Below are 22,521 nucleotides of genomic sequence, written 5' to 3'. Positions count from 1 at the left end.
AACAAAACCCCAACCGCGAGGACACATGGCCTTCCCCAGCCGCCACTCTCTCTTCCCTTTCCTCACCTGGCTACCGCGGCAAACCCGCGCCAGCGTCGGACGGGATCTGATCGTCGGCCTCAGCGGCGCAATTCTCGCGCTACCCCAGTCGATTGCTTACGCATTGATCGCCGGCCTGCCACCCGAATACGGACTCTACGCCGCGATCATCCCGGTGCTGATCGCCTGCCTGTGGGGTTCGTCATGGCATTTGATCTGTGGCCCCACGGCAGCGATTTCGATTGTGCTGTTTGCCAGTGTCAGTCCGTTAGCGGTTCCCGCCTCGCAGGACTACATCACCCTGATCCTGCTGCTGACCTTGCTTGCGGGGATATTCCAGTGGCTGCTCGGTTTGCTGCGTTTCGGTGCGTTGGTGAATTTCGTCTCGCATTCGGTGGTGCTCGGTTTCACCCTCGGCGCGGCGGTGGTGATTGCCATTGGGCAGTTGCCGAATCTGTTGGGGCTGGAGTTGCCGGCGAAAGCCACGGCACTGGCTAGCCTGATGGATCTGCTGCAACACCTCAGGGCTGTGGATAAACCTTCGTTGCTGCTCGGTGTGGCGACGGTAGTTGTCGGTGTGGTGTTGAAACAATTGCTGCCACGCTGGCCGACGCTGCTGATCACGCTGGTGCTGGCCAGTCTGCTGGTATGGCTGTGGCCGGCGATGTTCGGTCATGTGCATCTGGTCAGCGCATTCGTTGGTCGGTTGCCACCATTTAGTGCGTTGCCGCTGGATCTGGATTTGATTCTGCGGTTGCTGCCGAGTGCCGTGGCGGTGGGCATGCTCGGGCTGGTCACCAGTCTGTCGATTGCCCGGTCGATTTCGGCGCGCTCGCAGCAGTTGCTCGATGCCAATCAGGAAGTCCGTGCGCAGGGCTTGTCGAATATTGTCGGAGCGTTCTTTGCCGGATCGCTGTCAGCCGGATCGTTCACCCGTTCGGGCCTCAGTTACGAAGCGGGCGCGTGTTCGCCATTGGCCGGGGTGTTTTCGGCGATCTGGGTGGCGTTGTTTGCGATTTTCGGCGCGGGGCTGATTTCACACATTCCGATCCCGGCGATGGCGGGCAGCATTCTGTTGATTGCCTGGGGGCTGGTGGATCATCGTGGCATCCGCTCATTGCTGCGGGTCAGCCGCGCCGAGTTCGTGGTCATGGCCCTGACCTGCCTCGCGACATTGTTGCTGGAATTGCAGACGGCCATTTATGCCGGCGTGCTGGCCTCGCTGTTCTTCTACCTCAAGCGCACTTCGCAACCACGGGTGCAGCATTGGCGCGATGGTGAGGACGATGTGTTGCGGGTCGGCGGCTCGATCTTTTTCGGCGCCAGCCATTACCTGCAGGTGCGTCTGCAACGGATGCACGGCGCGCGAGTGGTGATCGAAGCGCAGCAGATCAACTTCATCGATTACTCAGGGGTGGAGATGCTGCATCAGGAGGCGCGGCGGTTGTTGAGCCAGAACCGCAGCCTGACCTTGCGCCGGGCGCGGCCGCAGGTGGTGGAGGAGTTGAGGAAGCTTGAAGGGCCGGAGAAATGCCCGATCCGGTTTGAAGACTGATCTGATAACACCGCATAACCCTGTAGGAGTGAGCCTGCTCGCGATAGCGGAGTGTCAGTTGAAACATTTTTATCTGACACTCCGCTATCGCGAGCAGGCTCACTCCTACAAGGATTATTGCGCTAGCTGGCGGCGTAGTTCGGCGAGTACTGGCGCAGTGTCCGGGCGCACGCCGCGCCACAAGTAAAACGCCTCGGCGGCCTGCTCCGCCAACATCCCCAAGCCATCCATCGACACCGCCGCGCCATGTTCACTGGCCCAGCGGCAGAACGCCGTCGGCTCCTTGCCGTACATCATGTCGTAACACAGGGTCTTGCCCGGCTCGATCAGGCTCGACGCGATCGGCGGTACATCGCCGGTGAGACTCGCCGACGTGGCGTTGATGATCACGTCCACCGGCTCACGCAACCAGTCGAAACCACTGGCCGACACCGGTCCCAGATCGCAGAACAATTCCGCCAGCAACTCAGCCTTGTCCACCGTGCGATTGGCGATGATCAGCGATGCCGGTTTTTCAGCCAGCAATGGCTCCAACGCCCCACGCACTGCGCCACCGGCGCCCAACAGCAGGATGCGTTTGCCGGTCAGGCTGAACCCGGCGTTCACCGTCAGATCACGCACCAGTCCGGCGCCGTCGGTGTTATCACCCAGCAGCGAGCCGTCCGCCCGTTTGCTCAAGGTGTTCACCGCACCGGCCCTTTGTGCGCGGGCGGTCAGGCTGTTGGCCAGACGATACGCGTCTTCCTTGAACGGCACGGTAACGTTGGCACCGCGACCTTCCTGGAAAAACGCCGTGGCGCAGCCAGCGAAATCATCAAGCGGCGCCAGCAGGGTGCTGTAGTCGAGGCTCTGACCCGTCTGCTCGGCGAACAGTGTGTGAATCATCGGCGATTTGCTGTGGCCGATCGGGTTACCGAAAACGACGTAACGATCCATCAGAAATCCTCAGTTCTGGGCCAGCCAGTCGCGATCTTGCAGGAAGTACTCGGTCAGGCGCGCTTCTTCACTGCCGGGCTCAGCCTTCCAGTTGTAGGCCCAACGCACTTGCGGCGGCAGCGACATCAGGATCGATTCGGTACGCCCGCCCGATTGCAGGCCAAACAACGTGCCACGGTCGTAAACCAGGTTGAACTCGACGTAGCGGCCACGGCGGAACTCCTGGAACTCGCGCTGCTGAGCGGTGAACGCATCGTGCTTGCGGCGCTGCAGGATCGGCAGATACGCGTCGATGTAAGCGTCACCGATGGCGCGCATGAAAGCGAAGCTGGTATCGAAGTCCCACTCATTCAGGTCATCGAAGAACAGGCCGCCGATACCGCGCGGCTCGTGGCGATGCTTGATGTGGAAGTAGGTGTCGCACCAGGCCTTGTAGCGCGGATAAACGTCCGACCCGAAGGGCGCGCAGGCCTGCTCGGCAACGCGGTGCCAGTGGATGCAGTCCTCTTCATTGCCGTAGTACGGGGTCAGGTCGAAGCCGCCGCCGAACCACCAGACCGGCTCTTCACCTTCCTTCTCGGCAATGAAAAAGCGCACGTTGGCGTGGGACGTCGGCACATGCGGGTTGTGCGGGTGGATCACCAGCGACACGCCAAGCGCTTCGAAACCGCGACCGGCCAATTCCGGGCGATGGGCGCTGGCTGAAGGCGGCAGGCCGCTACCAAAGACGTGGGAAAAGTTGACGCCGCCCTTTTCAATCACCGTGCCGTTCTCGATCACGCGGGTGCGACCGCCACCGCCGGCGGGCCGGGTCCAGGCGTCTTCGACGAAGCGCGTGCCGCCGTCCTCGGTTTCGAGAGCCGCGCAGATGCGGTCTTGCAGGTCGAGCAGATAGGCCTTTACGGCGTCGGTGCGGGTCGTCATGGCTTCACCTTGAATCGGGCGGCGCCCCGCAGGCGGGCGACGCAAATGGGCGCGTAGCATACCACCGGAGGCTGGCGCGCCGCAGTTGACGAAGATCAAGCATGGGAGTTGGATAGGGGGCTCACGAAAGACCCAAGGAGAGCAGGCAAATGGCAAAGCGTATCCAGTTCCGCGCCCACGGCGGCCCCGAAGTGCTCGAATATGTTGACTACGAACCCGCCACCCCCGGCCCGAATCAGGTGCGCGTGGCCAACAAGGCCATCGGCCTGAACTTCATCGATACCTATTTCCGTAGCGGCCTGTATGCGCCGCCAGCCTTGCCGTCCGGCCTGGGCGCTGAAGGTGCGGGCATCGTCGATGCCGTGGGCAGCGACGTCACCCGCTTCAAGGTCGGTGATCGCGTGGCGTACGGCAGCGGCCCGTTGGGGGCTTACAGCCAATTGCATGTGCTGCCCCAGGACAATCTGGTGCACCTGCCCGACGAAATCAGTTTCGAAACGGCTGCCGGGGTCATGCTCAAAGGCCTGACCGTGCAATATTTGCTGCGCCAGACCTATGAGCTCAAGGGTGGCGAAACCGTTCTGTTTCACGCCGCGGCGGGTGGCGTCGGTTCGCTCGCCTGCCAATGGGCCAAAGCGTTGGGCGTGAAGCTGATCGGCACCGTCAGCTCCAAAGAGAAGGCCGAACTGGCCAAGGCCAATGGCGCCTGGGCAACCATCGATTACAGCCACGAAAACGTTGCGCAACGCGTGCTGGAGTTGACCGACGGCAAGAAAGTCCCGGTGGTCTATGACGGCGTAGGCAAGGACACGTGGCTGACCTCCCTCGACAGCGTGTCGCCGCGCGGTCTGGTCGTGAGCTTCGGTAATGCTTCCGGCGCGGTGGACGGGGTCAATCTGGGCATTCTTGCCGCCAAAGGCTCGCTCTACGTCACCCGGCCGACACTGGCGACTTATGCCAACAATGCCGAAAACCTGCAGCGGATGGCCGATGAATTGTTCGAGATGATCATCAGCGGCAAGTTGAACGTCGACATCAGCCAGCGTTATCCACTGGCTGATGCGGCGAAGGCGCAAACCGAACTGTCGGCACGCCGCACCACCGGTTCCACCGTCCTGTTGCCCTGACACGCAGCCAGCAACCGAAGCCCCCGGACCAGTCTTCATGACTTGTCCGGAGCGCTTCGCAACTCAACGAAGAACGGTGTTTTACCGGCCATGCTGGTTTCAAATTCACCCCGAGGCAAACGCCGCACCTGCAAGCCCAGCACACCGGGCAATCCGAGCAATGCGCTCGCCTGCGCCTCGTTGCGCAAAGCCTCTTCGAAAGTGCGTTCTGCACCGGCCGGCAATTTGTCCTGAGCGATGACAAGCCGCACGTGCGCACCGTCGATCTGTCGATCAATCTGCACCTGTACATCCGACGTGTGCAGTTCGGGCAACGCCTCGGCGAGCACGTTCAGAACCTGACGCTGAGTGATGATCGCACCGCCCAGCTTGATCGTGGCTTCGACTCGCCCCTCCAGCACTAGTACTGGCAGAGCACTGCCACAGGCACACCTTGATTGCCTGCCCAGTATTCGGCCACGGTCGCCAATGCGATATCGCAGCAACGGCACGTGATCGGGCAGCAAAGGCGTCAGCAGAAACTCACCGGTTTCACCGTCGGGCAGCGCTCGCAGGGTCAGGGGATCCACCACTTCAAGCAGCATGGCGTCCGCATGCAGGTGGTAGCACCCGTGCTCAAGGTAAGCGCACTGGAAACCGATTGGACCGGTCTCCGTCGAGCTATAACCCAACGATCGTATGTTCAGGGCGGGCCAGTCCCGGGCCAGTTGCTCACGCAGCGGCTGACGGCAGGGTTCGCCAATGTAGTAGAGCCATCTCAAACTGCTCAACTGCAGCTCATCGACATCGACATGATTGAACAACGCCGCTGCAAAAGAAGGGGTGCAGATCAGCGCATCGACCGCTTGTGACTGAATCAGTCCGGCTATGCGCTGCATCCCCATCAGCGCACCAGCAGGCAGCAGGCGCGCGCCGATGTGCTGGACGATAGCCGCCGCATAGTGGAAAGCACCTTGCATTTCACCGGGCGTCAGGCAATTGATGACGACACGGGGGAGTTCATCGGTCGCACCGAACATTCGCGCCCCCAGGGGTACGATGCTTTCGTTGAACACCCAGGAATGAGTGATGTGCTTGCGGTGACCGGTGCTACCACCCGAGGTCAGGGTCACCCCACCACCCGGCACACGGTGTGACGCTTCGCCGAGGTGGCTAAACAGCAATCCGCCCTGTTCGTCCTCCACAGCCAGGATCGGCAAACGATGCAGATCCTCCGCGCTCTGTACGCAGCGAATCTGCGGACACAACGTGCAAAACCATGGCAGCGACTGCGCATGGGCCAACTTGTTCGCAAAGGCCTCTGTTGCTGCCGCGTGAACGGCCATGGAACCGGCATGCATCATTGAGTCACTGCGCATGAGGCGGTTCTCCCTGACGAATACCCAGCTCAGCGAACCCGTCACTGACCGCGCTGGCCAGATGTTCCAGTTGGGCCTGGCTGTGATTCGCGCTGATGGCCAGTCGCAGGATGGCTTCACCTTTGGCCACCACCGGAAACAAGGCCGTGGTGACTGCGATCGCGTGCCGGCGCAAGTGCAACGCCAGACCAATGGCGTCACGCTCGGCGCCGACCCGGATGAAACGTATGGGTGAAGCGATCTGGTGGTTGCCCAGCACCGGCCCGAGCAGATCGTCAATGACCTGTGTATTTCGCCACAGCGAAGCCTGCAATCGGCCCAACTGCGCAGAAAGATGGATTCTCGCCGAGGCGACTGCCGCACCGACACCCCCCATGGACAGCGGACCACCGAAGGTATAAGTGGACGCATGGCGGCGGATCATCTCGGCATCGGCCGCCGTCAGCACGGTAATCGCACCGCCGGTTGCACCGAAGGCCTTGGACAATGACGACAGCAGGATCAAACGATCACGCAACGGCTCAGCGGCGACATCCAGTGCATGACCGCCCCCGTTCTGGCCATGGATCGACGTGCCGTGAGCGTCATCCGCATACAGATAACCTTCAAAACGCTCTGCCAGTTGCAGCAGTCGATTGACGGGATAAAGCCCCCGCATCGAGCCAATGCTGTCAGTCAGGATAATGGGCGTATTGCCGGCAGCGACAGCGCTGGAGCAGGCGTCTTCGACTTGCTGGAGATCGCTGCAATCGCAGCGCTGCACGGGTCCGAACTGCCACAGAATGCCTTGCAGGACTTGCATCGATGCATGGGCCGCCCGATCAACGATCCAGCACGGGGCACGACGCAGGGGATACGACGGCAGCTCACCGGAACCCAATAGCGGCAAACAACCAAGATGGGCACTGCCCACCGAGTTGAACGTGACCGTATGCCCTTGGAATATGCGGTTCAACTGTTCATCGAGTTCACGCATCGGCGGTAGCAGCGCGCGGGTGCGGGCGGCAGCGAACTGCACACCAAAGGACTCGACGGCTTGCACTGCGCCTTGAATCAAGCGGGGATCGTTCTCAAGTCCCAGATAGGAACATGAAAGAAATTCGGTCAACTGCTCGCCGCTACCCAACTCAATGACCTTGCCTTCGCGCTTTTCCAGTTTCAGGCCATTGAGTCCGGCCTCGAACAATTGCTGCTGATCGTCACGCGCCTGACGCACGCGGTTCTTGACCCAATTGACGGTCGGGTGAGGTGTATTCATCGAGATACCTGCACAGGTGATGTCTGGCGGTAGACCTGTACTCGCCAGAGTTGGGTTTTTTCTCGTGCGATTGCTTCCTGATACTCAGCGGAGACGTCGCAAAACCCTTCGTAATGGGGTCTGACCACATGCAAATGGCCACGAATAACCGTCAATGCATCCTCGCTCAGAGCGGGCCGGAGTCGCTGCAGAACATCAATGCCGACCTTTGCCGGCAGGAATGAAGGCACGTCCGAAAGCGAGACAAAATCGATGTCCCGGCAGGTGGCAACGCAGTCGAAAATATCGCCCTGCACCACGTTCAACTCGCACTCCCGGAGCGCCTTGCGAGCCTGTTGGAAGAGCTGCGGATCACACTCGAGCGGAAAGCCTTGCGGATATCGCAGTTCACCGAAGAACAGCATTTGCAGGAAAAAGCTTTCGCGCACGACCTGAGTGGTAAACAAGGTATGGAACAGCTCCAGATAGACCTCACGGGAGCTGATCCCCAGGTTGTTGCGGGGAAATGCCCCCCGGTAAAGAAGCGAGTTGAGCACCGCCGCATTTCCCAACAATGCGACCACGGCTTTCCAGCGCCTGAGCGGGAAGTGGCTTCGGTAATAAGCCGATTGTTCAGCCAGATCGCGGAACTGGAAAATCCCTCGGCCCGCCTTGCCGGTGAACAGTCCGTTGACCTTCGCCAATCGCTGCAGGGTCTGCTCGAAGGCTCCCTGGTAAACCGGCGCTTGCCAATGACGGGAATGAAACAAGTCCGCCAGCCAGCGGCGATCAAGTGGGGGCAGGTCCAAATGGCGAAATATGGATTTGCGCCGTGTTACCGACGTATCCGGCCGGTAGCCCATGAAATCCATGAACGACTGGTGATCGGTTTGCCCCAGCAGCGCAAACCGCAAGCGGGTGAACGCCAGTTGCGGCGCACTGATATCAACGCACGTCATGCGAGCCGGATGGCGGGCCAGTAACGGAAGCACCCGCCCACCACAACCGGCAACCGCCACTACGTGCCTGGCATGTTCGGGCAGAATGGCGTACTCAAGCGCCGTGTCTTCATCCCCCAGCGCATAGTTCAACCGCTCGAAGTAATCAGCCATCGCCACCTCCACCGGTGCGGCGCGAAGATGATCGTGAAGGCTTCATGATTTATCCAGGGCATGGAGGAATTCGTAGCGGGGCGCCAGCCCGTTTTGCCACGCTGCATACTGTTCATAAACGGCCTCGAGCATGTTGCCGGTCAGGCGCAGACTGGTTTCCATCACCGTGGCAATGGCATCCCAGTCAGCCTGGCGCTTACAGGTACGCTGCAGGATGAGTTTGATCTCGTTGAAGTGCTCGATATCGATATCTGAATGAGCAATGAAGAACGTTAATTGTGCTGGCTTCAAAGCCAGTGTTTCGCTCAAACGTTCGATTAGCGGAGTAATGAAGCGATAGGCGTTTTCCGCCCAGTAACTGTATCCCAGTCGTTGTAATGGATTGCCGGTAAAAGAAATCCAGTACAAATAAGCAATCAACACTTCGGTTTCAGGAAGTGCCGGCGGTATATCAAATGCTTCATTTTTCAAGCCAAGACTCATGACATCATGCAGGGCCATTTTTTCATGACCCACCTCTTGCGCTGCATGTTCAAAACAGAACTTTGCATAAACAGGATTATCGGCATGGCGCACACCGACCAAACCCTGATTTCGTGCATTGTGTGCGGTGTAATGAAAGGTTTCGATCATGTAGATCGCGTATAACGCTCTGGAAACACTGCCCTCGCGAATGGCCTTGACCAGCCGTGAATTATCCAGAATATCGGCCCATGCCTTTTCGATTCGTTGATCGAGCAGGATTAACTGTTGTTCAAAACTGACGGACGCATTCATCGCGACTCTCCGGGTAGTGGGTATTCATGGGAAAGGGTTGTTGGAGCGCTGTGAGGATTTGCCGCCACTGTGCAGACAGCAGCCAATAATCGCCGCGAGCGCGATGTTCGATATGAAGTGAATTGGAGGTAATCGGGGTTAGGCCAAAACGCTGGAAAAGTCGTCGCTGTGGCGATCTGCACAAGGCTGTGACACCTTGGTAATCGCGGTCGATCGCCCATTCGGTGGCGGCGGCAAGCAGTGCATTGATCGGCACCGGCCGGTGTTGTTGCGAATGGGTAATCAGGCGACTGAACTCGACATGCTGCGCCAGCGCCACGGTCGGCGAGACATGCTGGTGCGCCAGCGATGCCCATTCGAATGGCGAGGGCGTCACTCTCATGACCGCCGTCAGTTGATCACGCTGGTACAACAAAAAATGCGTACTGCGCGACGAAATCGCCAGCCTCGACTCAAGTGCCCGGGCTCTGGACGTCAGCATGTAATGCTTTAATCGAAGACGAAACTGCCGGCCAATGAACTGTTCAAATTCGCGGGTATCCGCCCCCGTATCAAGAATAACGATTCGATGATCAGCGTGTTGCTTATAAAGTGCCTTCTGAAGCCCCTGCAGATAATCCTTGAGTTGCAAGTTCGTAGTATCCATTCTTTCTCCGCAGACGTTAACTTATCGAAGTTCTCTGAGCGCATTGAAATAATGGATGCTTTTGAAAATATCGCCACTGCGCGACGTCTGATAATGACGTGGGAAAAATTACTGAAACTTATAACTTATCGATTCATCTGACACACAAAGGGAAAACATAAACAACACCGTGTTTAAGTTACGCAGCAACTTCAGGGATAAATCGCAGACAGGCAAAAACTCCTCGCCAATGCAGTCGAGGAGTTCAAAAGCAGATGGGGCAGAGAACAGGTCAGTCGGGGCGAATGACCTTGCCCGTCGCAAGATCGCGGATGACGCTAGGGTTTTTCCGACCGCCGAGGCTGCCGCCCAGCACCAGATCCACTTGCCCACGGAAATATTGCTCAACTCGTAAACGCGTACGTGCCGCCGGGCGACCCTGTGGGTTGGCAGAGGTCGAAATCAACGGCCCGACCATCGAGCACAGATCGCGCACTTGCGGATGATCGCTGACCCGCAGCGCCACGGTGTCGTGCATGCCGGTGACCCATTCCGGCAACAAGCCTTGGTGCGGCACCAGCCAGGTGTTCGGCCCCGGCCAGGTGCTGGCCATGCGGTCGATCCACTCTGGCGGGAAGTCTTCGAACAGGAAGTCGAACTGGCGAATATTGTCGGCAACCAGAATCAACCCTTTGACCACCGAACGATTCTTGATCGCCAGCAATCGATCCACTGCCTCTTCGTTCCACGGGTCGCAACCCAGCCCCCAGACGGCTTCGGTTGGATAGGCAATCACCGCCCCGGCGCGAATCTCTCGTGCGGCTTGTTGCACACGCCAACTGTTGACCATGAAAAAACTCTCCGCAATCAGGTTTCGCGCAGTTTACCGATCTTCCTTGTAAAACCTAGCTTGTCCTGGCCAACCAGCGACCGTTTTCGCATACCGCGCGGCCGTCCATTTCCAGTTCGGTAAGGGCTGCCAGCACTTTCGGTAACGCCCAGCCGCTACTGTCGGCCAATCCTTCGCTGGTGTGCGGCGCGGCATGCAGCAATATGAGCAATGGATGATCGACTTTCGCTGGGTCTGCGGACAACGGCAAATGCTGCCAGCCACGCAGGGCTTCGAGGATGTGCTCGATGGTTTCCACCAACACCGCACCGTCGCGAATCAATTGGTGACAACCGCGCGCGCCGGGGTGATGAATCGAGCCGGGAATCGCATACACCTCGCGCCCCTGTTCCGCTGCCAGCCGCGCAGTGATCAATGAACCGCTGGCGACGCTGGCCTCGACCACCAGCACTCCCAGCGACAATCCGCTGATGATCCGGTTACGACGCGGAAAGTTGCTCGCCACCGGCCCGGCATCCAGCGGAAACTCCGAAAGCACCGCGCTGCCGGACGCGATCATCGCCTCAGCCAGGCGCCGATTGCGCTGTGGATAAAAATTTTCCAGGCCGGTACCCAACACACCGACGGTCAAGCCACCGACATCAAGTGCCGCCTGATGCGCAGCGGCATCGATGCCTAGCGCCAAGCCACTGGTGATGACAAAACCAGCCCCGGCAAGGCAGCGCGAAAACGCTGCCGCGGTATCCATTCCCGGGCGCGAAGCGCGGCGGCTGCCGACCATCGCCAGTTGCGGCTTTTCCAGAATCTGTGGGTTGCCAGCGACAAATAGTAAAGGCGGCGGATCAGGAATCTGCGCCAGCAGCGCCGGATAATCCGCCTGATCCCACATCAGCAAATGATGATCCGAACGCTCTAGCCAGCGCATTGCATGGCTCGCGCCATCGCGCACCTCAGGACAGCGTCGCGCTTCGGCGCAGGCCGCCGGCATGCCCAGCGAGCGCCAGGCACTCGCTGGCGCGCTGATGGCTTTTGATGCCGAGCCGAAGGCTTCGAGCAATTTGGCAAACCGCTTCGGACCGATTTCCGGCAGGCGATGCAGGCGCAGACGCGCTTCCAGTTCCGCCGGCGAAACCGGCGTGCAGACAGACAGCATCATGGATCATCCTTGATCGTTATAAGTCCCGAACCATTCGGAACAAGCTGTGGATAACTCTGTTGGTAACTTGTTAAGCAAGCTTACGGATTTCGTACCTTGTCGAGCACCGCCAACGAGCGTGAAGCATTGAGAACGAGGCCGTAGCTGAGTTTGTCGTAGGTGCGAAACACCATCAGCAACCCGGCGCGTTCATCGGGAATTTTCAGCGGCTGGCCGGTAATGCGGTCACGCACGGTTTCGCCGGTTTTCATCACCTCCAACACATTGCCTTCCACCAGCCCGTCGCGCTTGCCTTTGTTCAGGGTCACCACGTCCATCACGCCAATCTGAGTAACGCCGCGTGGCACGTCGATGATCACGCCGTTGATGCTGGTGGTCGGTGCGCTGGGCATGAAGGTCGAGTTGATCGAGCGCTCTTCGCCGCTGAACAAACGGTCGCCGAGGCGTACTTCCTGCGTGGTGCGTTGCAGGGCGAGGGTGGCAACGTCGCCTTCGGTCGCGACGATTTCACCGCCGCCGATGTCGTCGGCGTTGATGCCGAGAAACTCTTTGGTCTGCGGATCGGTGTAGACCTTGCCCTGGCGGAAGATGCCGTAGACCGGTTGATCGGGGTCGAAATGGCCGCGCGCGAAGATCCGGTCACCGGTACCGCTAAGCACACGCTCGGCGTCACCGGCGACAATGTACGGCGCCTTGTCGAAGTCCTCGACCTTGTCGACGATACGGTTGCTCAGCAGAAAACTGTTGATCGATTTCAGCGGAATGCTCGGTATCGCCTCGGCCACCGGGCTGGTGCGGATCCGTGGCGAGAGCTTGATGGTGCCGCGCGATTCACCGCGATTGAGCATCAGGCGAGGCTGGCCGTTGACGTAACTGAGCGTCAGCGTGTCGCCGGGATAGATCAGGTCGGGGTTTTCGATTTGCGGATTGGCTCGCCACAGTTGTGGCCACTGCCAAGGCTCGCGCAGGTATTTGCCGGATATGTCCCAGAGTGTGTCCCCCGAAACCACCGTGTATTGCTGTGGAAAACCATCCCTGAGTTGCACTTGCCCTTGCGCCACGCCGGCCGAGGCCAACAGCAGCAGGGCGAGTAGTGTTTTCCTCATGCAGTGAATCCCTTTATCATATGCATTCGCGTGAACCGTCAGAGCCCCCGTGGCTCGCTTGTGCAAAATGCACAAGCTACGCTTCACAACGGTAGCCTGCATCTTCGGACCTGCCAGGCCATCGCCCGACTTTACTCAACGTGTGCAGCAATCAAAGCCTATGGCCATTTTAAACATCCTCGAATTCCCGGACCCGCGTCTGCGCACTATCGCCAAGCCTGTGGCTGTAGTGGACGACGAAGTGCGTCAGTTGGTCGATGACATGTTTGAAACAATGTATGAAGCGCCGGGCATCGGCCTTGCCGCGACCCAGGTCAACGTGCACAAACGTATCGTCGTGATGGACCTTTCCGAAGACCGCACCGAACCCCGGGTGTTCATCAACCCCGAGTTCGAATCGCTGACCGACGAAATGGAGCAATACCAGGAAGGCTGCCTCTCGGTACCGGGTTTCTACGAAAACGTCGACCGCCCGCAAAAGGTCAGGATCAAGGCGCTGGACCGCGACGGCAAGCCCTATGAGCTGATCGCCGAGGGCCTGCTTGCTGTGTGCATCCAGCACGAATGCGACCACCTCAACGGCAAATTGTTCGTCGATTACCTGTCCACGCTCAAACGCGACCGGATCAAGAAGAAACTGGAAAAGCAGCACCGCCAGAACGCTTGATGCCCCTCTTCAAAGGCTTGCTGCGGCAAGCCTTTTTCTTTTTATGAGACTCCTTCATGACTGAGCCACTGCGCATCGTTTTTGCCGGCACCCCGGAATTCGCCGCCGAACACCTCAAGGCCCTGCTGAACAGCCCCTACGAGATCGTTGCGGTCTACACCCAACCGGATCGTCCGGCCGGTCGCGGGCAAAAACTGATGCCGAGCCCGGTCAAACAGCTGGCCCTGGAAAACAATATCCAGGTGTTGCAGCCGCCGACCTTGCGCAACGCCGATGCACAGGCTGAACTGGCCGCGCTGAAGCCGGACTTGCTGGTGGTGGTCGCCTACGGCCTGATCCTGCCGCAAGTGGTGCTGGATATTCCGCGTCTGGGTTGCATCAACAGTCACGCCTCGTTGCTGCCACGCTGGCGCGGTGCGGCGCCGATTCAACGCGCCGTGGAACACGGTGACGCCGAAAGCGGCGTAACGGTGATGCGCATGGAGGCCGGCCTCGACACAGGGCCGATGCTGCTCAAGGTCGTCACGCCGATCAGCGGCGAAGACACTGGCGGCACGCTGCACGACCGTCTCGCCGAGATGGGGCCACCGGCGGTGGTGCAAGCGATTGCCGGTCTGGCCGCTGGCACGCTGGAAGGTGAAGTGCAAAATGACGAGCTCGCCACCTACGCGCACAAACTCAACAAAGACGAAGCACGCATCGACTGGGGCCGTCCGGCAGTTGAGCTGGAACGCTTGGTGCGCGCTTTCAACCCATGGCCGATCACCCACAGCACCCTCAACGGTGAAGCGCTGAAAGTGCTGGCGGCGACGCTTGCCGACGGTAAAGGCGCGCCGGGTGAAATCCTCAGCGCCAGCAAGGACGGCCTGGTCGTCGCGTGCGGTGAACAGGCGCTGTGCCTGACCCGTCTGCAATTGCCCGGCGGCAAAGCGCTGAATTTCAGCGACCTGTTCAACAGCCGTCGTGAGAAATTCGCCGTCGGCACCGTGCTCGGCGCAGCGGTGGACGCGCAATGAACCCGCGTCTGGCCGCCGCCAAGGCTCTCGCTGCCGTCCTCAGCGGCAAGGCTTCGCTGAACAGCTCCCTGCCGACGCAATTGGACAAGGTCGAGGATCGCGATCGCGGTTTCACTCAGGATCTGGCGTTCGGCACTGCGCGTTGGCAGCCACGCCTATCGGCACTGGCGCAGAAGCTGCTGCAGAAACCGTTCAAGGCTGCCGACGCCGATGTCGAAGCGCTGCTGCTGGTCGGCCTCTACCAATTGCTCTACACCCGCGTGCCGGCCCACGCCGCCATCGGCGAAACCGTCGGTTGCGCCGACAAGCTGAAAAAGCCGTGGGCCAAGGGCCTGCTCAACGCCGTGTTGCGCAACGCCCAGCGCGAAAGTGAAACGATTTTCGCCGAACTGGAACGTGATCCGGTGGTGCGCACCGCCCACCCGCGCTGGCTGCAAAAATCCCTGAAAGCGTTCTGGCCAGAACAGTGGGAAGCCATTTGCGAAGCGAACAATGCGCATCCGCCGATGATCCTGCGGGTCAACCGCCGCCATCACAGCCGCGACGCTTACCTCGGCTTGCTGACTGAGGCCGGGATTGCCGCAACGCCATGTGTGTACAGCCGCGACGGCATCATTCTCGAAGCCGCTGCCGACGTACGCAGCCTGCCGGGTTTCGCCGAAGGCTGGATCAGCGTGCAGGACGAGGCCGCGCAACTGGCCGCCGATCTGCTTGATCTGGCGCCGGGCCAGCGCGTGCTCGACGCCTGCTGCGCGCCCGGCGGCAAGACCTGCCACATCCTCGAAGCCGAACCGGCGCTGGCCGGCGTGGTGGCGGTGGATCTGGAAGCCAAGCGTCTGGTGCGAGTGAAAGAAAACCTCGAACGCCTTGGTCTGAATGCCGAACTGATCGCCGCCGACGGTCGCGACACCGAGAAATGGTGGGACGGCAAACCGTTCCAGCGCATCCTGCTCGACGCGCCGTGTTCGGCCACTGGCGTGATCCGCCGCCACCCGGACATCAAGCTGACCCGTCAGCCGGACGACATCGTCGCCCTCGCGCAGCTGCAAGGCGAACTGCTCGACGCCATGTGGAAAACCCTCGAAGTGGGCGGGATCCTGCTGTACGCCACCTGCTCGACCTTACCGACCGAGAACACCGAGGTCATTGCCGCGTTCCTCGAGCGCACGCCGGGTGCCCGCGAACTCGATCTAGCGACCACCGCCGGGATCAAACAGCCCCATGGTCGCCAATTGCTGGCCCAGCAGGGCGGGCATGACGGGTTCTACTACGCCAAGCTGATCAAGATCGCTGCCGCGCGCGGCTAAACGGATTCAACGGAGTGACTGGATGAAAATCATCATCCTCGGTGCGGGACAGGTCGGCGGTTCGCTGGCCGAGCATTTGGCCAGCGAGGCCAACGACATCACCGTGGTCGATACCGATGGCGAGCGCCTGCGCGACCTCGGCGACCGCCTCGACATCCGCACCGTGCAGGGCCGTGGCTCGCTGCCATCGGTGCTGCGGCAGGCCGGTGCCGACGACGCCGACATGCTGGTCGCGGTAACCAACAGCGACGAGACCAACATGGTCGCCTGCCAGGTCGCCCATACGCTGTTCCACACCCCGACCAAAATCGCCCGGGTGCGCGAAGCGTCCTACCTCAATCGCGAAGAGCAACTGTTCCAGAACGAAGCGATTCCGGTGGACGTGTTGATCAGCCCCGAGCAAGTGGTGACCAACTACATCAAGCGCCTGATCCAGCATCCCGGCGCTTTGCAGGTGATCGATTTCGCCGAAGGCGCGGCGCAACTGGTGGCGGTGCGCGCCTATTACGGCGGCCCGCTGGTAGGCCAGCAACTACGGCAGTTGCGCGAACACATGCCGAATGTCGAAACCCGCGTCGCCGCGATTTTCCGCCGCGACCGGCCGATCCTGCCGCAAGGCGACACGGTGATCGAAGCCGATGACGAAGTCTTCTTCATCGCCGCTCGCGAGAATATTCGCGCGGTGATGAGCGAAATGCGCCGTCTCGACGAAACCTATAAACGTATTGTCATCGCCGGTGGCGGGCAGATCGGCGAGCGCCTGGCCGAGGCTATCGAAAGCCGTTATCAGGTCAAGATCATCGAGATGAGCCCGGCGCGTTGCCGCTATCTCTCCGACACCCTCGACAGCACCGTGGTGTTGCAGGGCAGCGCTTCCGACCGTGATTTACTGCTGGAAGAGAACATCGCCGATGCCGACATTTTTCTCGCGCTGACCAACGATGACGAAGCCAACATCATGTCGTCGCTGCTGGCCAAACGGCTGGGGGCGAAAAAGGTCATGACGATCATCAACAACCCGGCGTACGTCGACCTTATTCAGGGCGGCGACATCGACATCGCCATCAGCCCGCAACTGGCGACCATCGGCACGCTGCTGGCCCACGTGCGCCGTGGCGATATCGTCAGCGTGCATTCATTGCGTCGCGGTGCAGCGGAAGCGATCGAGGCGATTGCCCACGGTGATGCGAAATCGAGCAAAGTCATCGGCAAACCGATCGAGAAAATCGGCCTGCCGCCGGGTACCACGATTGGCGCGGTGATTCGCAATGAACAGGTGATAATCGCCCACGACGACACGGTGATCGAAGCAGGCGACCATGTGATTCTGTTCCTTGTGGATAAAAAGCATATTCGCGATGTGGAGAAGCTGTTTCATGTGGGCCTGAGCTTTTTCTGAGGTTGATCGTTCCCACGCTCCGCGTGGGAATGCAGCCCGGGACGCTCTGCGTCCCAAGAGCGTCCATTGAGGCATTCCCACGCAGAGCGTGGGAACGATCAGACTGAAGCGAGGGTGCAAAAAATGCTCGAATCCCTGGAAAAAATGCTCGCCAAGGGTGTGGATAACTCATTGCTGCGCTTCGGCCTGGGCAAAGGCTATCTGGATCTTGGGGACAACGCCAAAGCCGCGGAACACTTCCAGCGCTGTGTCGGTTTCGATCCGAAGTATTCAGCAGCGTGGAAGCTATTGGGCAAGGCGCATCTGGCGCTGGGCGATCACGCCGCCGCGCGTCAGGCCTGGGAACAAGGGCTGGATGCCGCGCGCGCCCATGGCGACAAGCAGGCCGAGAAGGAAATGACGGTGTTCTTGAAGAAGCTCGATCGTCAGGCGCAGTAACTTTTTACAAGTACCGCAGGCCAATGCCCTCGGCATTTACCGTCACCACTTCCATCCGCACCCGCGGCGCGCCTGTGGGTAAACCCTGCACCTGGCCGTAAACCACCGCGCCTTTGGGCAAAGAAGCCAACACCGGATGCTGCACAAATACCCCGGTGGGCGACAAATTGCGCGTCTGCCCGAGGCACTCGCCAAAGCTGTCGTGGGTGATCTTGATGCGGAAGGATTTGCGTTGTTCGGACATCTTGTTGCGCCCTTTGATGAACGGTTGTGGATAACTTCGCCAATCAGGTTATCCACAGATCATGCCAATCAGCTCAATACCAGCGCTCTTCGCCCGGCGGACGCTTTTTGAAGCGCTTCATGCTCCACATGTACTGACTCGGATACGCCGCCACATAACGCTCGACGACTTTACTCATCGCTGCGCAGGATTCGGCGGTATCGGTGCTGTACATGGCTTCTGGCGCGGCTTCGAGGATCACTTTGTAGCCAGACCCATCGGGCAGGCGCAATGCATGCAGGAACACGCCAACGGCTTTGCCGCCAGCCAACATGTTCGGCACGAACTTGCTAGTCAGCGCCTGAGTCGCGAAGAACGGCACGAAGATCCCGGCGGATTCGGCCGGTTCCGGGTCAGCGGGGATGCCCACTGCACCACCTTTGCGCACTTCCTTGATGACGCTGAGGATGCCTTCTTTGGTCGATGCGGCGACTTTGTTGCCCAGTTGCACGCGCTGTTTGCGCAGCAATTCATCCACAGCCTTGAGCTTGGGCGGGCGATAGAAAATGATCGGTTTGCACTGGCTGCAATAGAAGTGGTTGAGCACTTCCCAGTTGCCCAGGTGGCTGGTGATGCCGACTAAGCCTTTGCCGGAGGCCAGCGCATCCTTGAGGACGTCGAGGCCTTCGACTTCGCGCACCAGATCGATCGAGCGTTGCGCCGGCCAGATCCACGCGCAGGCGCTTTCGGTCAGCGACTTGCCGATGTCTTTCAGGCTCTGCCCGACCAGACGCTCACGTTCGGCGGCATCCATCTGTGGAAAACATTTGGCGAGGTTGATCCGCACCACGTCGCGGGAGCGGTTGGGGGTTTTCCACATGATCCAGCCGATCGCCGAACCCACGGCCTGCACGGCCCGCCATGGCAGCAGGGCAAATAGCCGCAGAGCGCCTACCAGCAAGGCGCCTTTAAACTTTTCCACAGGTCACTCCTGATCTTGTGCGGTGCGCGAGGCGGCCATTCTAACCGCCGTTGGCGAGCTGCGCGTAGCGGTCGCAATCCTGAGTGTGATCCATGACCATGCCCGAGGCCTGCATCAGTGCGTAGCAAATGGTCGGGCCGACAAACGTGAACCCGGCCTTTTTCAGGCCTTTGCTCATCGCCACCGCTTCGGGGGTGATCGCCGGGACTTCGCTGCGATCCTTGAAATGATTGATGATCGGTTGGTCACCGACGAACGACCAGAGGAACGCCACCGGATCCTCCAGCGCCAGCCAGGCTTGGGCGTTGCGCCGGGCGGCATTGAGTTTCAGGCGGTTGCGAATGATCCCCGGGTCGAGCATCAATTCGTCGATTTCGGCGTCGCTCATCTGCGCCACGCGCTGTACGTCGAAGCCGAACAGCACCTCGCGATAACGCTCGCGCTTGCGCAGCACGGTGATCCAGGAAAGCCCGGCCTGGAACCCTTCGAGCAAAAGCAACTCGAACAAACCCTGCGCATCGCGTAGCGGCGTGCCCCACTCCTGATCGTGATAAGCCATGTACAGCGGATCTTCGGTACACCAAAAGCAGCGTGGCATAAGGCTCCAGGGGGTGGAGGTGCGACTGAATCGGGTATACTCCCGCTCTTTAAATCGCAGCCCAAGAAACAGGTGAATTTCGTGAGCCAGCCTACGCCAGCCGTGCGTACCTTCCAAGACTTGATCCTCGCGCTCCAGCAATACTGGGCCGAGCAAGGTTGTGTGGTACTTCAGCCCTACGATATGGAAGTAGGCGCCGGCACTTTCCACACCGCGACCTTCCTCCGCGCCATAGGCCCGGAAACCTGGAACGCCGCCTATGTGCAGCCAAGCCGCCGTCCGACTGACGGCCGTTACGGCGAAAACCCGAACCGTCTGCAGCACTACTATCAGTTCCAGGTGGTCCTGAAGCCGAACCCGGACAACTTCCAGGAACTGTACCTGGGCTCGCTCAAGCATGTCGGCCTCGACCCGCTGGTCCACGATATCCGCTTCGTCGAAGACAACTGGGAATCGCCGACCCTCGGCGCCTGGGGTCTGGGCTGGGAAGTCTGGTTGAACGGTATGGAAGTGACTCAGTTCACTTACTTCCAGCAAGCGGGCGGCATCGAATGCTATCCGGTGACCGGCGAGATCACTTACGGTCTCGAGCGTCTGGCCATGTACCTGCAGGGCGTGGATTCGGTCTACGACCTGGTCTGGGCTGACGGTCCGTTCGGCAAGGTGACCTACGGCGACGTGTTCCACCAGAACGAAGTGGAGCAGTCCACTTACAACTTCGAACACGCCAACGTCGACAAGCTGTTCGAACTGTTCGACTTCTATGAAAGCGAAGCCAAGCGCCTGATCGAACTCGACCAGCCGCTGCCATTGCCGAGCTACGAAATGGTGCTGAAGGCTTCGCACACCTTCAACCTGCTGGATGCGCGCCGGGCGATCTCGGTGACCGCGCGTCAGCAATACATCCTGCGTGTACGCACCCTGGCGCGTTCCGTTGCGCAAGCCTACCTGCTGGCGCGCGCCAAGCTGGGCTTCCCGATGGCGACCCCGGACCTGCGTGACGAAGTACTGGCCAAGCTGGAGGCTGCACAATGAGTGCGCAAGATTTTCTGGTTGAACTGGGCACCGAAGAACTGCCACCCAAAGCCCTGAACACCCTGGCTGAAGCGTTCCTCGCCGGTATCGACAAAGGCCTGCAAGCCGCTGGCCTGAGCTACGAGACTAAAACCGTCTACGCCGCGCCGCGCCGTCTGGCTGTGCTGATTACCGCGTTAGCGACTCAGCAACCGGATCGCAGCATCAACCTCGATGGCCCGCCACGTCAGGCGGCGTTCGACGCTGAAGGCAACCCGACTCAGGCAGCCCTGGGTTTTGCCAAGAAGTGCGGCGTGGAGCTGAGCGAAATCGATCAGAGCGGCCCGAAACTGCGTTACAGCCAGAGCATCGCCGGCAAGCCGACCGCGAGCCTGTTGCCGACCATCGTCGAAGATTCGCTGAACGACCTACCGATCCCGAAACGCATGCGTTGGGGTGCGCGCAAGGAAGAGTTCGTGCGTCCGACCCAATGGCTGGTGATGCTGCTCGGTGACCAAGTCATCGATTGCACCATCCTCGCGCAGAAGGCTGGTCGTGATTCCCGTGGTCACCGCTTCCATCACCCGGAAAGCGTGCGCATCGGTTCGCCGTCGAGCTACCTCGCCGACCTGCGTGCCGCTTACGTGCTGGCCGACGCCAACGAGCGTCGCGAGATCATCAGCAAGCGCACCGAAGAACTGGCCACCCGTCAGGAAGGCACGGCAATCGTTCCGCCGGCTCTGCTCGACGAAGTGACCGCGCTGGTGGAATGGCCGGTGCCGCTGGTGTGCTCGTTCGAGGAACGCTTCCTCGACGTGCCGCAAGAAGCGCTGATCACCACCATGCAGGACAACCAGAAGTATTTCTGCCTGCTGGATGCCGACGGCAAGTTGCTGCCACGGTTCATCACCGTGGCCAACATCGAAAGCAAAGACCCGCAGCAGATCATCGCCGGTAACGAGAAAGTGGTTCGCCCACGCCTGACTGACGCCGAGTTCTTCTTCAAGCAAGACAAGAAGCAGAAACTCGAAGCTTTCAACGATCGCCTGAAAAACGTGGTGTTCCAGGAAAAACTCGGCAGCGTCTACGACAAGGCCGAGCGCGTATCCAGGCTCGCTGCGTACATTGCCGCACGCATCGGCGGCAACGCCTCGTGGGCTGCTCGTGCAGGCCTGCTGTCGAAGTGCGACCTGGCCACCGAAATGGTCGGCGAGTTCCCGGAGATGCAAGGTGTCGCCGGTTACTACTACGCCCTCAATGACGGCGAGCCGGAAGACGTCGCGCTGGCGCTGAACGAGCAATACATGCCACGCGGTGCCGGTGCTGAACTGCCAGCCACCCTGACTGGTGCGGCCGTTGCCATCGCTGACAAGCTCGACACCCTGGTCGGTATTTTTGGTATCGGCATGCTGCCAACCGGCAGCAAAGACCCGTATGCCCTGCGCCGCGCTGCCCTGGGTGTGCTGCGTATCCTGATCGAGAAGAAACTCGATCTCGACCTGAATGACGCCGTCGCATTCGCGGTGAATGCGTTCGGTGCCAAGGTCAAGGCTGCCGGCCTCAACGAAGCCGTGCTGGAATTCATCTTCGACCGTCTGCGTGCACGTTACGAAGACGAAGGCGTTGAAGTGGCCACCTACCTGTCGGTACGTGCCCTGAAGCCAGGTTCGGCGCTGGATTTCGATCAGCGTGTGCAAGCGGTTCAGGCCTTCCGCAAACTGCCGGAAGCGGCAGCACTGGCGGCGGTGAACAAGCGTGTATCGAACCTGTTGAGCAAACTCGAAGGCGCGGTACCGACCGACGTTCAAGCCAAGTACTTCGACAACGCCAACGAGTTCTCGCTCTACTCGGCGATCCAGCAAGCGGATCAGGCTGTACAGCCGATGGCCGCAGCGCGTCAGTACAACGAATCGCTGGCACGCCTGGCGGCATTGCGTGAGCCGGTGGATGCGTTCTTCGACGCGGTGATGGTCAATGCCGACGACGCCAATGTGCGGGCCAACCGTTACGCGCTGCTGGCGCGTCTGCGTGGCCTGTTCCTGGGTGTTGCCGACATTTCGCTGCTGGGTTGAGGG

The 22,521-nt window shown here is 60.2% G+C and carries 22 protein-coding genes; 9 read left to right on the top strand and 13 right to left on the bottom strand.

What is annotated here, in order from left to right:
• The first annotated feature begins 25 nt into the window (after window positions 1-25).
• Window positions 26-1,594, top strand: coding sequence for a SulP family inorganic anion transporter (locus tag P3G59_RS00190; RefSeq protein ID WP_277759984.1), 1,569 nt, complete (start codon window positions 26-28; stop codon window positions 1,592-1,594).
• Between the two features lie 114 nt (window positions 1,595-1,708).
• Here P3G59_RS00190 and aroE read toward each other — a convergent pair whose 3' ends face one another.
• Together aroE and hemF are read right to left on the bottom strand one after the other, a co-directional pair.
• A complete protein-coding gene (aroE, locus tag P3G59_RS00185; protein WP_277759983.1) occupies window positions 1,709-2,530 on the bottom strand; it encodes a shikimate dehydrogenase in 822 nt (273 codons plus the stop codon).
• Window positions 2,531-2,539: 9 nt separating this feature from the next.
• Window positions 2,540-3,454, bottom strand: a complete 915-nt coding sequence (gene hemF / locus P3G59_RS00180; protein ID WP_277759982.1) for an oxygen-dependent coproporphyrinogen oxidase — start codon at window positions 3,452-3,454, stop codon at window positions 2,540-2,542.
• A gap of 149 nt (window positions 3,455-3,603) precedes the next feature.
• On the opposite strand from hemF, the gene P3G59_RS00175 reads away from it, so the two are divergent.
• A complete protein-coding gene (locus P3G59_RS00175; protein ID WP_277759981.1) occupies window positions 3,604-4,581 on the top strand; it encodes an NADPH:quinone reductase in 978 nt (325 codons plus the stop codon).
• A gap of 35 nt (window positions 4,582-4,616) precedes the next feature.
• On the opposite strand, the gene P3G59_RS00170 is transcribed toward P3G59_RS00175, so the two are convergent.
• The 8 genes from P3G59_RS00170 to P3G59_RS00135 all read right to left on the bottom strand — a co-directional run bounded on the left by P3G59_RS00170 (window position 4,617) and on the right by P3G59_RS00135 (window position 12,802).
• On the bottom strand, window positions 4,617-5,939 hold the full coding sequence (locus tag P3G59_RS00170; protein ID WP_277759980.1) for an AMP-binding protein: 1,323 nt from the start codon (window positions 5,937-5,939) through the stop codon (window positions 4,617-4,619).
• Window positions 5,929-7,197 (bottom strand): aminotransferase class I/II-fold pyridoxal phosphate-dependent enzyme, encoded by a 1,269-nt coding sequence (locus P3G59_RS00165; RefSeq protein ID WP_277759978.1) that lies wholly within the window; start codon window positions 7,195-7,197, stop codon window positions 5,929-5,931. The genes P3G59_RS00170 and P3G59_RS00165 overlap by 11 nt, the downstream gene beginning before the upstream one ends.
• Window positions 7,194-8,288, bottom strand: coding sequence for a DUF3419 family protein (locus P3G59_RS00160; protein ID WP_277759977.1), 1,095 nt, complete (start codon window positions 8,286-8,288; stop codon window positions 7,194-7,196). The genes P3G59_RS00165 and P3G59_RS00160 overlap by 4 nt, the downstream gene beginning before the upstream one ends.
• Before the next feature lie 42 nt (window positions 8,289-8,330).
• Window positions 8,331-9,065, bottom strand: coding sequence for an iron-containing redox enzyme family protein (locus P3G59_RS00155; protein WP_277759976.1), 735 nt, complete (start codon window positions 9,063-9,065; stop codon window positions 8,331-8,333).
• Window positions 9,043-9,711, bottom strand: coding sequence for a hypothetical protein (locus P3G59_RS00150; RefSeq protein ID WP_277759975.1), 669 nt, complete (start codon window positions 9,709-9,711; stop codon window positions 9,043-9,045). Before P3G59_RS00150 ends, P3G59_RS00155 begins: the two co-directional genes overlap by 23 nt.
• A 271-nt stretch (window positions 9,712-9,982) precedes the next feature.
• Window positions 9,983-10,540 (bottom strand): L-threonylcarbamoyladenylate synthase, encoded by a 558-nt coding sequence (locus tag P3G59_RS00145; protein WP_277759974.1) that lies wholly within the window; start codon window positions 10,538-10,540, stop codon window positions 9,983-9,985.
• A 55-nt stretch (window positions 10,541-10,595) separates the two neighbouring features.
• On the bottom strand, window positions 10,596-11,696 hold the full coding sequence (gene dprA / locus P3G59_RS00140) for a DNA-processing protein DprA (RefSeq protein ID WP_277759973.1): 1,101 nt from the start codon (window positions 11,694-11,696) through the stop codon (window positions 10,596-10,598).
• A gap of 80 nt (window positions 11,697-11,776) precedes the next feature.
• The gene (locus tag P3G59_RS00135) at window positions 11,777-12,802 is read right to left on the bottom strand and encodes a LysM domain-containing protein (RefSeq protein ID WP_277759972.1); all 1,026 of its coding nucleotides are present in this window, start codon (window positions 12,800-12,802) and stop codon (window positions 11,777-11,779) included.
• A gap of 160 nt (window positions 12,803-12,962) precedes the next feature.
• Here P3G59_RS00135 and def point away from each other — a divergent pair, with 160 nt between their 5' ends.
• The 5 genes from def (at window position 12,963) to P3G59_RS00110 (ending at window position 17,629) form a co-directional block, all read left to right on the top strand.
• Complete coding sequence (gene def, locus P3G59_RS00130) at window positions 12,963-13,469, top strand: peptide deformylase (RefSeq protein ID WP_085696605.1); 507 nt, start codon at window positions 12,963-12,965, stop codon at window positions 13,467-13,469.
• 56 nt (window positions 13,470-13,525) lie between these two features.
• Window positions 13,526-14,485 (top strand): methionyl-tRNA formyltransferase, encoded by a 960-nt coding sequence (gene fmt / locus P3G59_RS00125; protein ID WP_277759971.1) that lies wholly within the window; start codon window positions 13,526-13,528, stop codon window positions 14,483-14,485.
• Window positions 14,482-15,792, top strand: a complete 1,311-nt coding sequence (rsmB, locus tag P3G59_RS00120) for a 16S rRNA (cytosine(967)-C(5))-methyltransferase RsmB (protein ID WP_277759970.1) — start codon at window positions 14,482-14,484, stop codon at window positions 15,790-15,792. The genes fmt and rsmB overlap by 4 nt, the downstream gene beginning before the upstream one ends.
• A gap of 22 nt (window positions 15,793-15,814) precedes the next feature.
• The gene (gene trkA / locus P3G59_RS00115; protein WP_007911861.1) at window positions 15,815-17,191 is read left to right on the top strand and encodes a Trk system potassium transporter TrkA; all 1,377 of its coding nucleotides are present in this window, start codon (window positions 15,815-15,817) and stop codon (window positions 17,189-17,191) included.
• 123 nt (window positions 17,192-17,314) lie between these two features.
• Window positions 17,315-17,629: a tetratricopeptide repeat protein gene (locus tag P3G59_RS00110; RefSeq protein ID WP_277759969.1), complete on the top strand. Its 315-nt coding sequence runs from the start codon at window positions 17,315-17,317 to the stop codon at window positions 17,627-17,629.
• Window positions 17,630-17,633: 4 nt separating this feature from the next.
• Here the strand turns inward: P3G59_RS00110 and P3G59_RS00105 are convergent, their stop codons facing one another.
• The 3 genes from P3G59_RS00105 to P3G59_RS00095 all read right to left on the bottom strand — a co-directional run bounded on the left by P3G59_RS00105 (window position 17,634) and on the right by P3G59_RS00095 (window position 19,432).
• Entirely contained in the window at window positions 17,634-17,873 is a 240-nt protein-coding gene (locus P3G59_RS00105; RefSeq protein WP_095119686.1) for a PilZ domain-containing protein, read from the bottom strand.
• 73 nt (window positions 17,874-17,946) lie between these two features.
• Complete coding sequence (locus P3G59_RS00100) at window positions 17,947-18,834, bottom strand: lysophospholipid acyltransferase (RefSeq protein ID WP_277759967.1); 888 nt, start codon at window positions 18,832-18,834, stop codon at window positions 17,947-17,949.
• A 40-nt stretch (window positions 18,835-18,874) separates the two neighbouring features.
• Window positions 18,875-19,432: a DNA-3-methyladenine glycosylase I gene (locus P3G59_RS00095; RefSeq protein WP_277759966.1), complete on the bottom strand. Its 558-nt coding sequence runs from the start codon at window positions 19,430-19,432 to the stop codon at window positions 18,875-18,877.
• An 81-nt stretch (window positions 19,433-19,513) separates the two neighbouring features.
• Here P3G59_RS00095 and glyQ point away from each other — a divergent pair, with 81 nt between their 5' ends.
• Window positions 19,514-20,467: a glycine--tRNA ligase subunit alpha gene (gene glyQ / locus P3G59_RS00090; RefSeq protein ID WP_003187265.1), complete on the top strand. Its 954-nt coding sequence runs from the start codon at window positions 19,514-19,516 to the stop codon at window positions 20,465-20,467.
• Window positions 20,464-22,518 carry a glycine--tRNA ligase subunit beta gene (glyS, locus tag P3G59_RS00085; RefSeq protein ID WP_277759965.1) on the top strand — a complete coding sequence of 685 codons (2,055 nt, stop codon included), beginning with the start codon at window positions 20,464-20,466 and terminating at the stop codon, window positions 22,516-22,518. Before glyQ ends, glyS begins: the two co-directional genes overlap by 4 nt.
• The last annotated feature ends 3 nt before the right edge of the window (window positions 22,519-22,521 follow it).

The sequence above is a fragment of the Pseudomonas sp. A34-9 genome, from assembly GCF_029543085.1.
In the GTDB taxonomy this organism is placed as follows: domain Bacteria; phylum Pseudomonadota; class Gammaproteobacteria; order Pseudomonadales; family Pseudomonadaceae; genus Aquipseudomonas.
Note: the sequence above shows the minus strand (reverse complement) of the source record. Positions and strands in the feature narration are given on the sequence as shown.

What these genes read in the sequence shown, in the direction of transcription:
- P3G59_RS00190 (WP_277759984.1), top strand. Translation starts at nt 26, where the DNA reads ATGGCCTTCCCCAGCCGCCACTCTCTCTTCCCTTTCCTCACCTGGCTA.
- aroE (WP_277759983.1), bottom strand. Translation starts at nt 2,530, where the DNA reads ATGGATCGTTACGTCGTTTTCGGTAACCCGATCGGCCACAGCAAATCG.
- hemF (WP_277759982.1), bottom strand. Translation starts at nt 3,454, where the DNA reads ATGACGACCCGCACCGACGCCGTAAAGGCCTATCTGCTCGACCTGCAA.
- P3G59_RS00175 (WP_277759981.1), top strand. Translation starts at nt 3,604, where the DNA reads ATGGCAAAGCGTATCCAGTTCCGCGCCCACGGCGGCCCCGAAGTGCTC.
- P3G59_RS00170 (WP_277759980.1), bottom strand. Translation starts at nt 5,939, where the DNA reads ATGCGCAGTGACTCAATGATGCATGCCGGTTCCATGGCCGTTCACGCG.
- P3G59_RS00165 (WP_277759978.1), bottom strand. Translation starts at nt 7,197, where the DNA reads ATGAATACACCTCACCCGACCGTCAATTGGGTCAAGAACCGCGTGCGT.
- P3G59_RS00160 (WP_277759977.1), bottom strand. Translation starts at nt 8,288, where the DNA reads ATGGCTGATTACTTCGAGCGGTTGAACTATGCGCTGGGGGATGAAGAC.
- P3G59_RS00155 (WP_277759976.1), bottom strand. Translation starts at nt 9,065, where the DNA reads ATGAATGCGTCCGTCAGTTTTGAACAACAGTTAATCCTGCTCGATCAA.
- P3G59_RS00150 (WP_277759975.1), bottom strand. Translation starts at nt 9,711, where the DNA reads ATGGATACTACGAACTTGCAACTCAAGGATTATCTGCAGGGGCTTCAG.
- P3G59_RS00145 (WP_277759974.1), bottom strand. Translation starts at nt 10,540, where the DNA reads ATGGTCAACAGTTGGCGTGTGCAACAAGCCGCACGAGAGATTCGCGCC.
- dprA (WP_277759973.1), bottom strand. Translation starts at nt 11,696, where the DNA reads ATGATGCTGTCTGTCTGCACGCCGGTTTCGCCGGCGGAACTGGAAGCG.
- P3G59_RS00135 (WP_277759972.1), bottom strand. Translation starts at nt 12,802, where the DNA reads ATGAGGAAAACACTACTCGCCCTGCTGCTGTTGGCCTCGGCCGGCGTG.
- def (WP_085696605.1), top strand. Translation starts at nt 12,963, where the DNA reads ATGGCCATTTTAAACATCCTCGAATTCCCGGACCCGCGTCTGCGCACT.
- fmt (WP_277759971.1), top strand. Translation starts at nt 13,526, where the DNA reads ATGACTGAGCCACTGCGCATCGTTTTTGCCGGCACCCCGGAATTCGCC.
- rsmB (WP_277759970.1), top strand. Translation starts at nt 14,482, where the DNA reads ATGAACCCGCGTCTGGCCGCCGCCAAGGCTCTCGCTGCCGTCCTCAGC.
- trkA (WP_007911861.1), top strand. Translation starts at nt 15,815, where the DNA reads ATGAAAATCATCATCCTCGGTGCGGGACAGGTCGGCGGTTCGCTGGCC.
- P3G59_RS00110 (WP_277759969.1), top strand. Translation starts at nt 17,315, where the DNA reads ATGCTCGAATCCCTGGAAAAAATGCTCGCCAAGGGTGTGGATAACTCA.
- P3G59_RS00105 (WP_095119686.1), bottom strand. Translation starts at nt 17,873, where the DNA reads ATGTCCGAACAACGCAAATCCTTCCGCATCAAGATCACCCACGACAGC.
- P3G59_RS00095 (WP_277759966.1), bottom strand. Translation starts at nt 19,432, where the DNA reads ATGCCACGCTGCTTTTGGTGTACCGAAGATCCGCTGTACATGGCTTAT.
- glyS (WP_277759965.1), top strand. Translation starts at nt 20,464, where the DNA reads ATGAGTGCGCAAGATTTTCTGGTTGAACTGGGCACCGAAGAACTGCCA.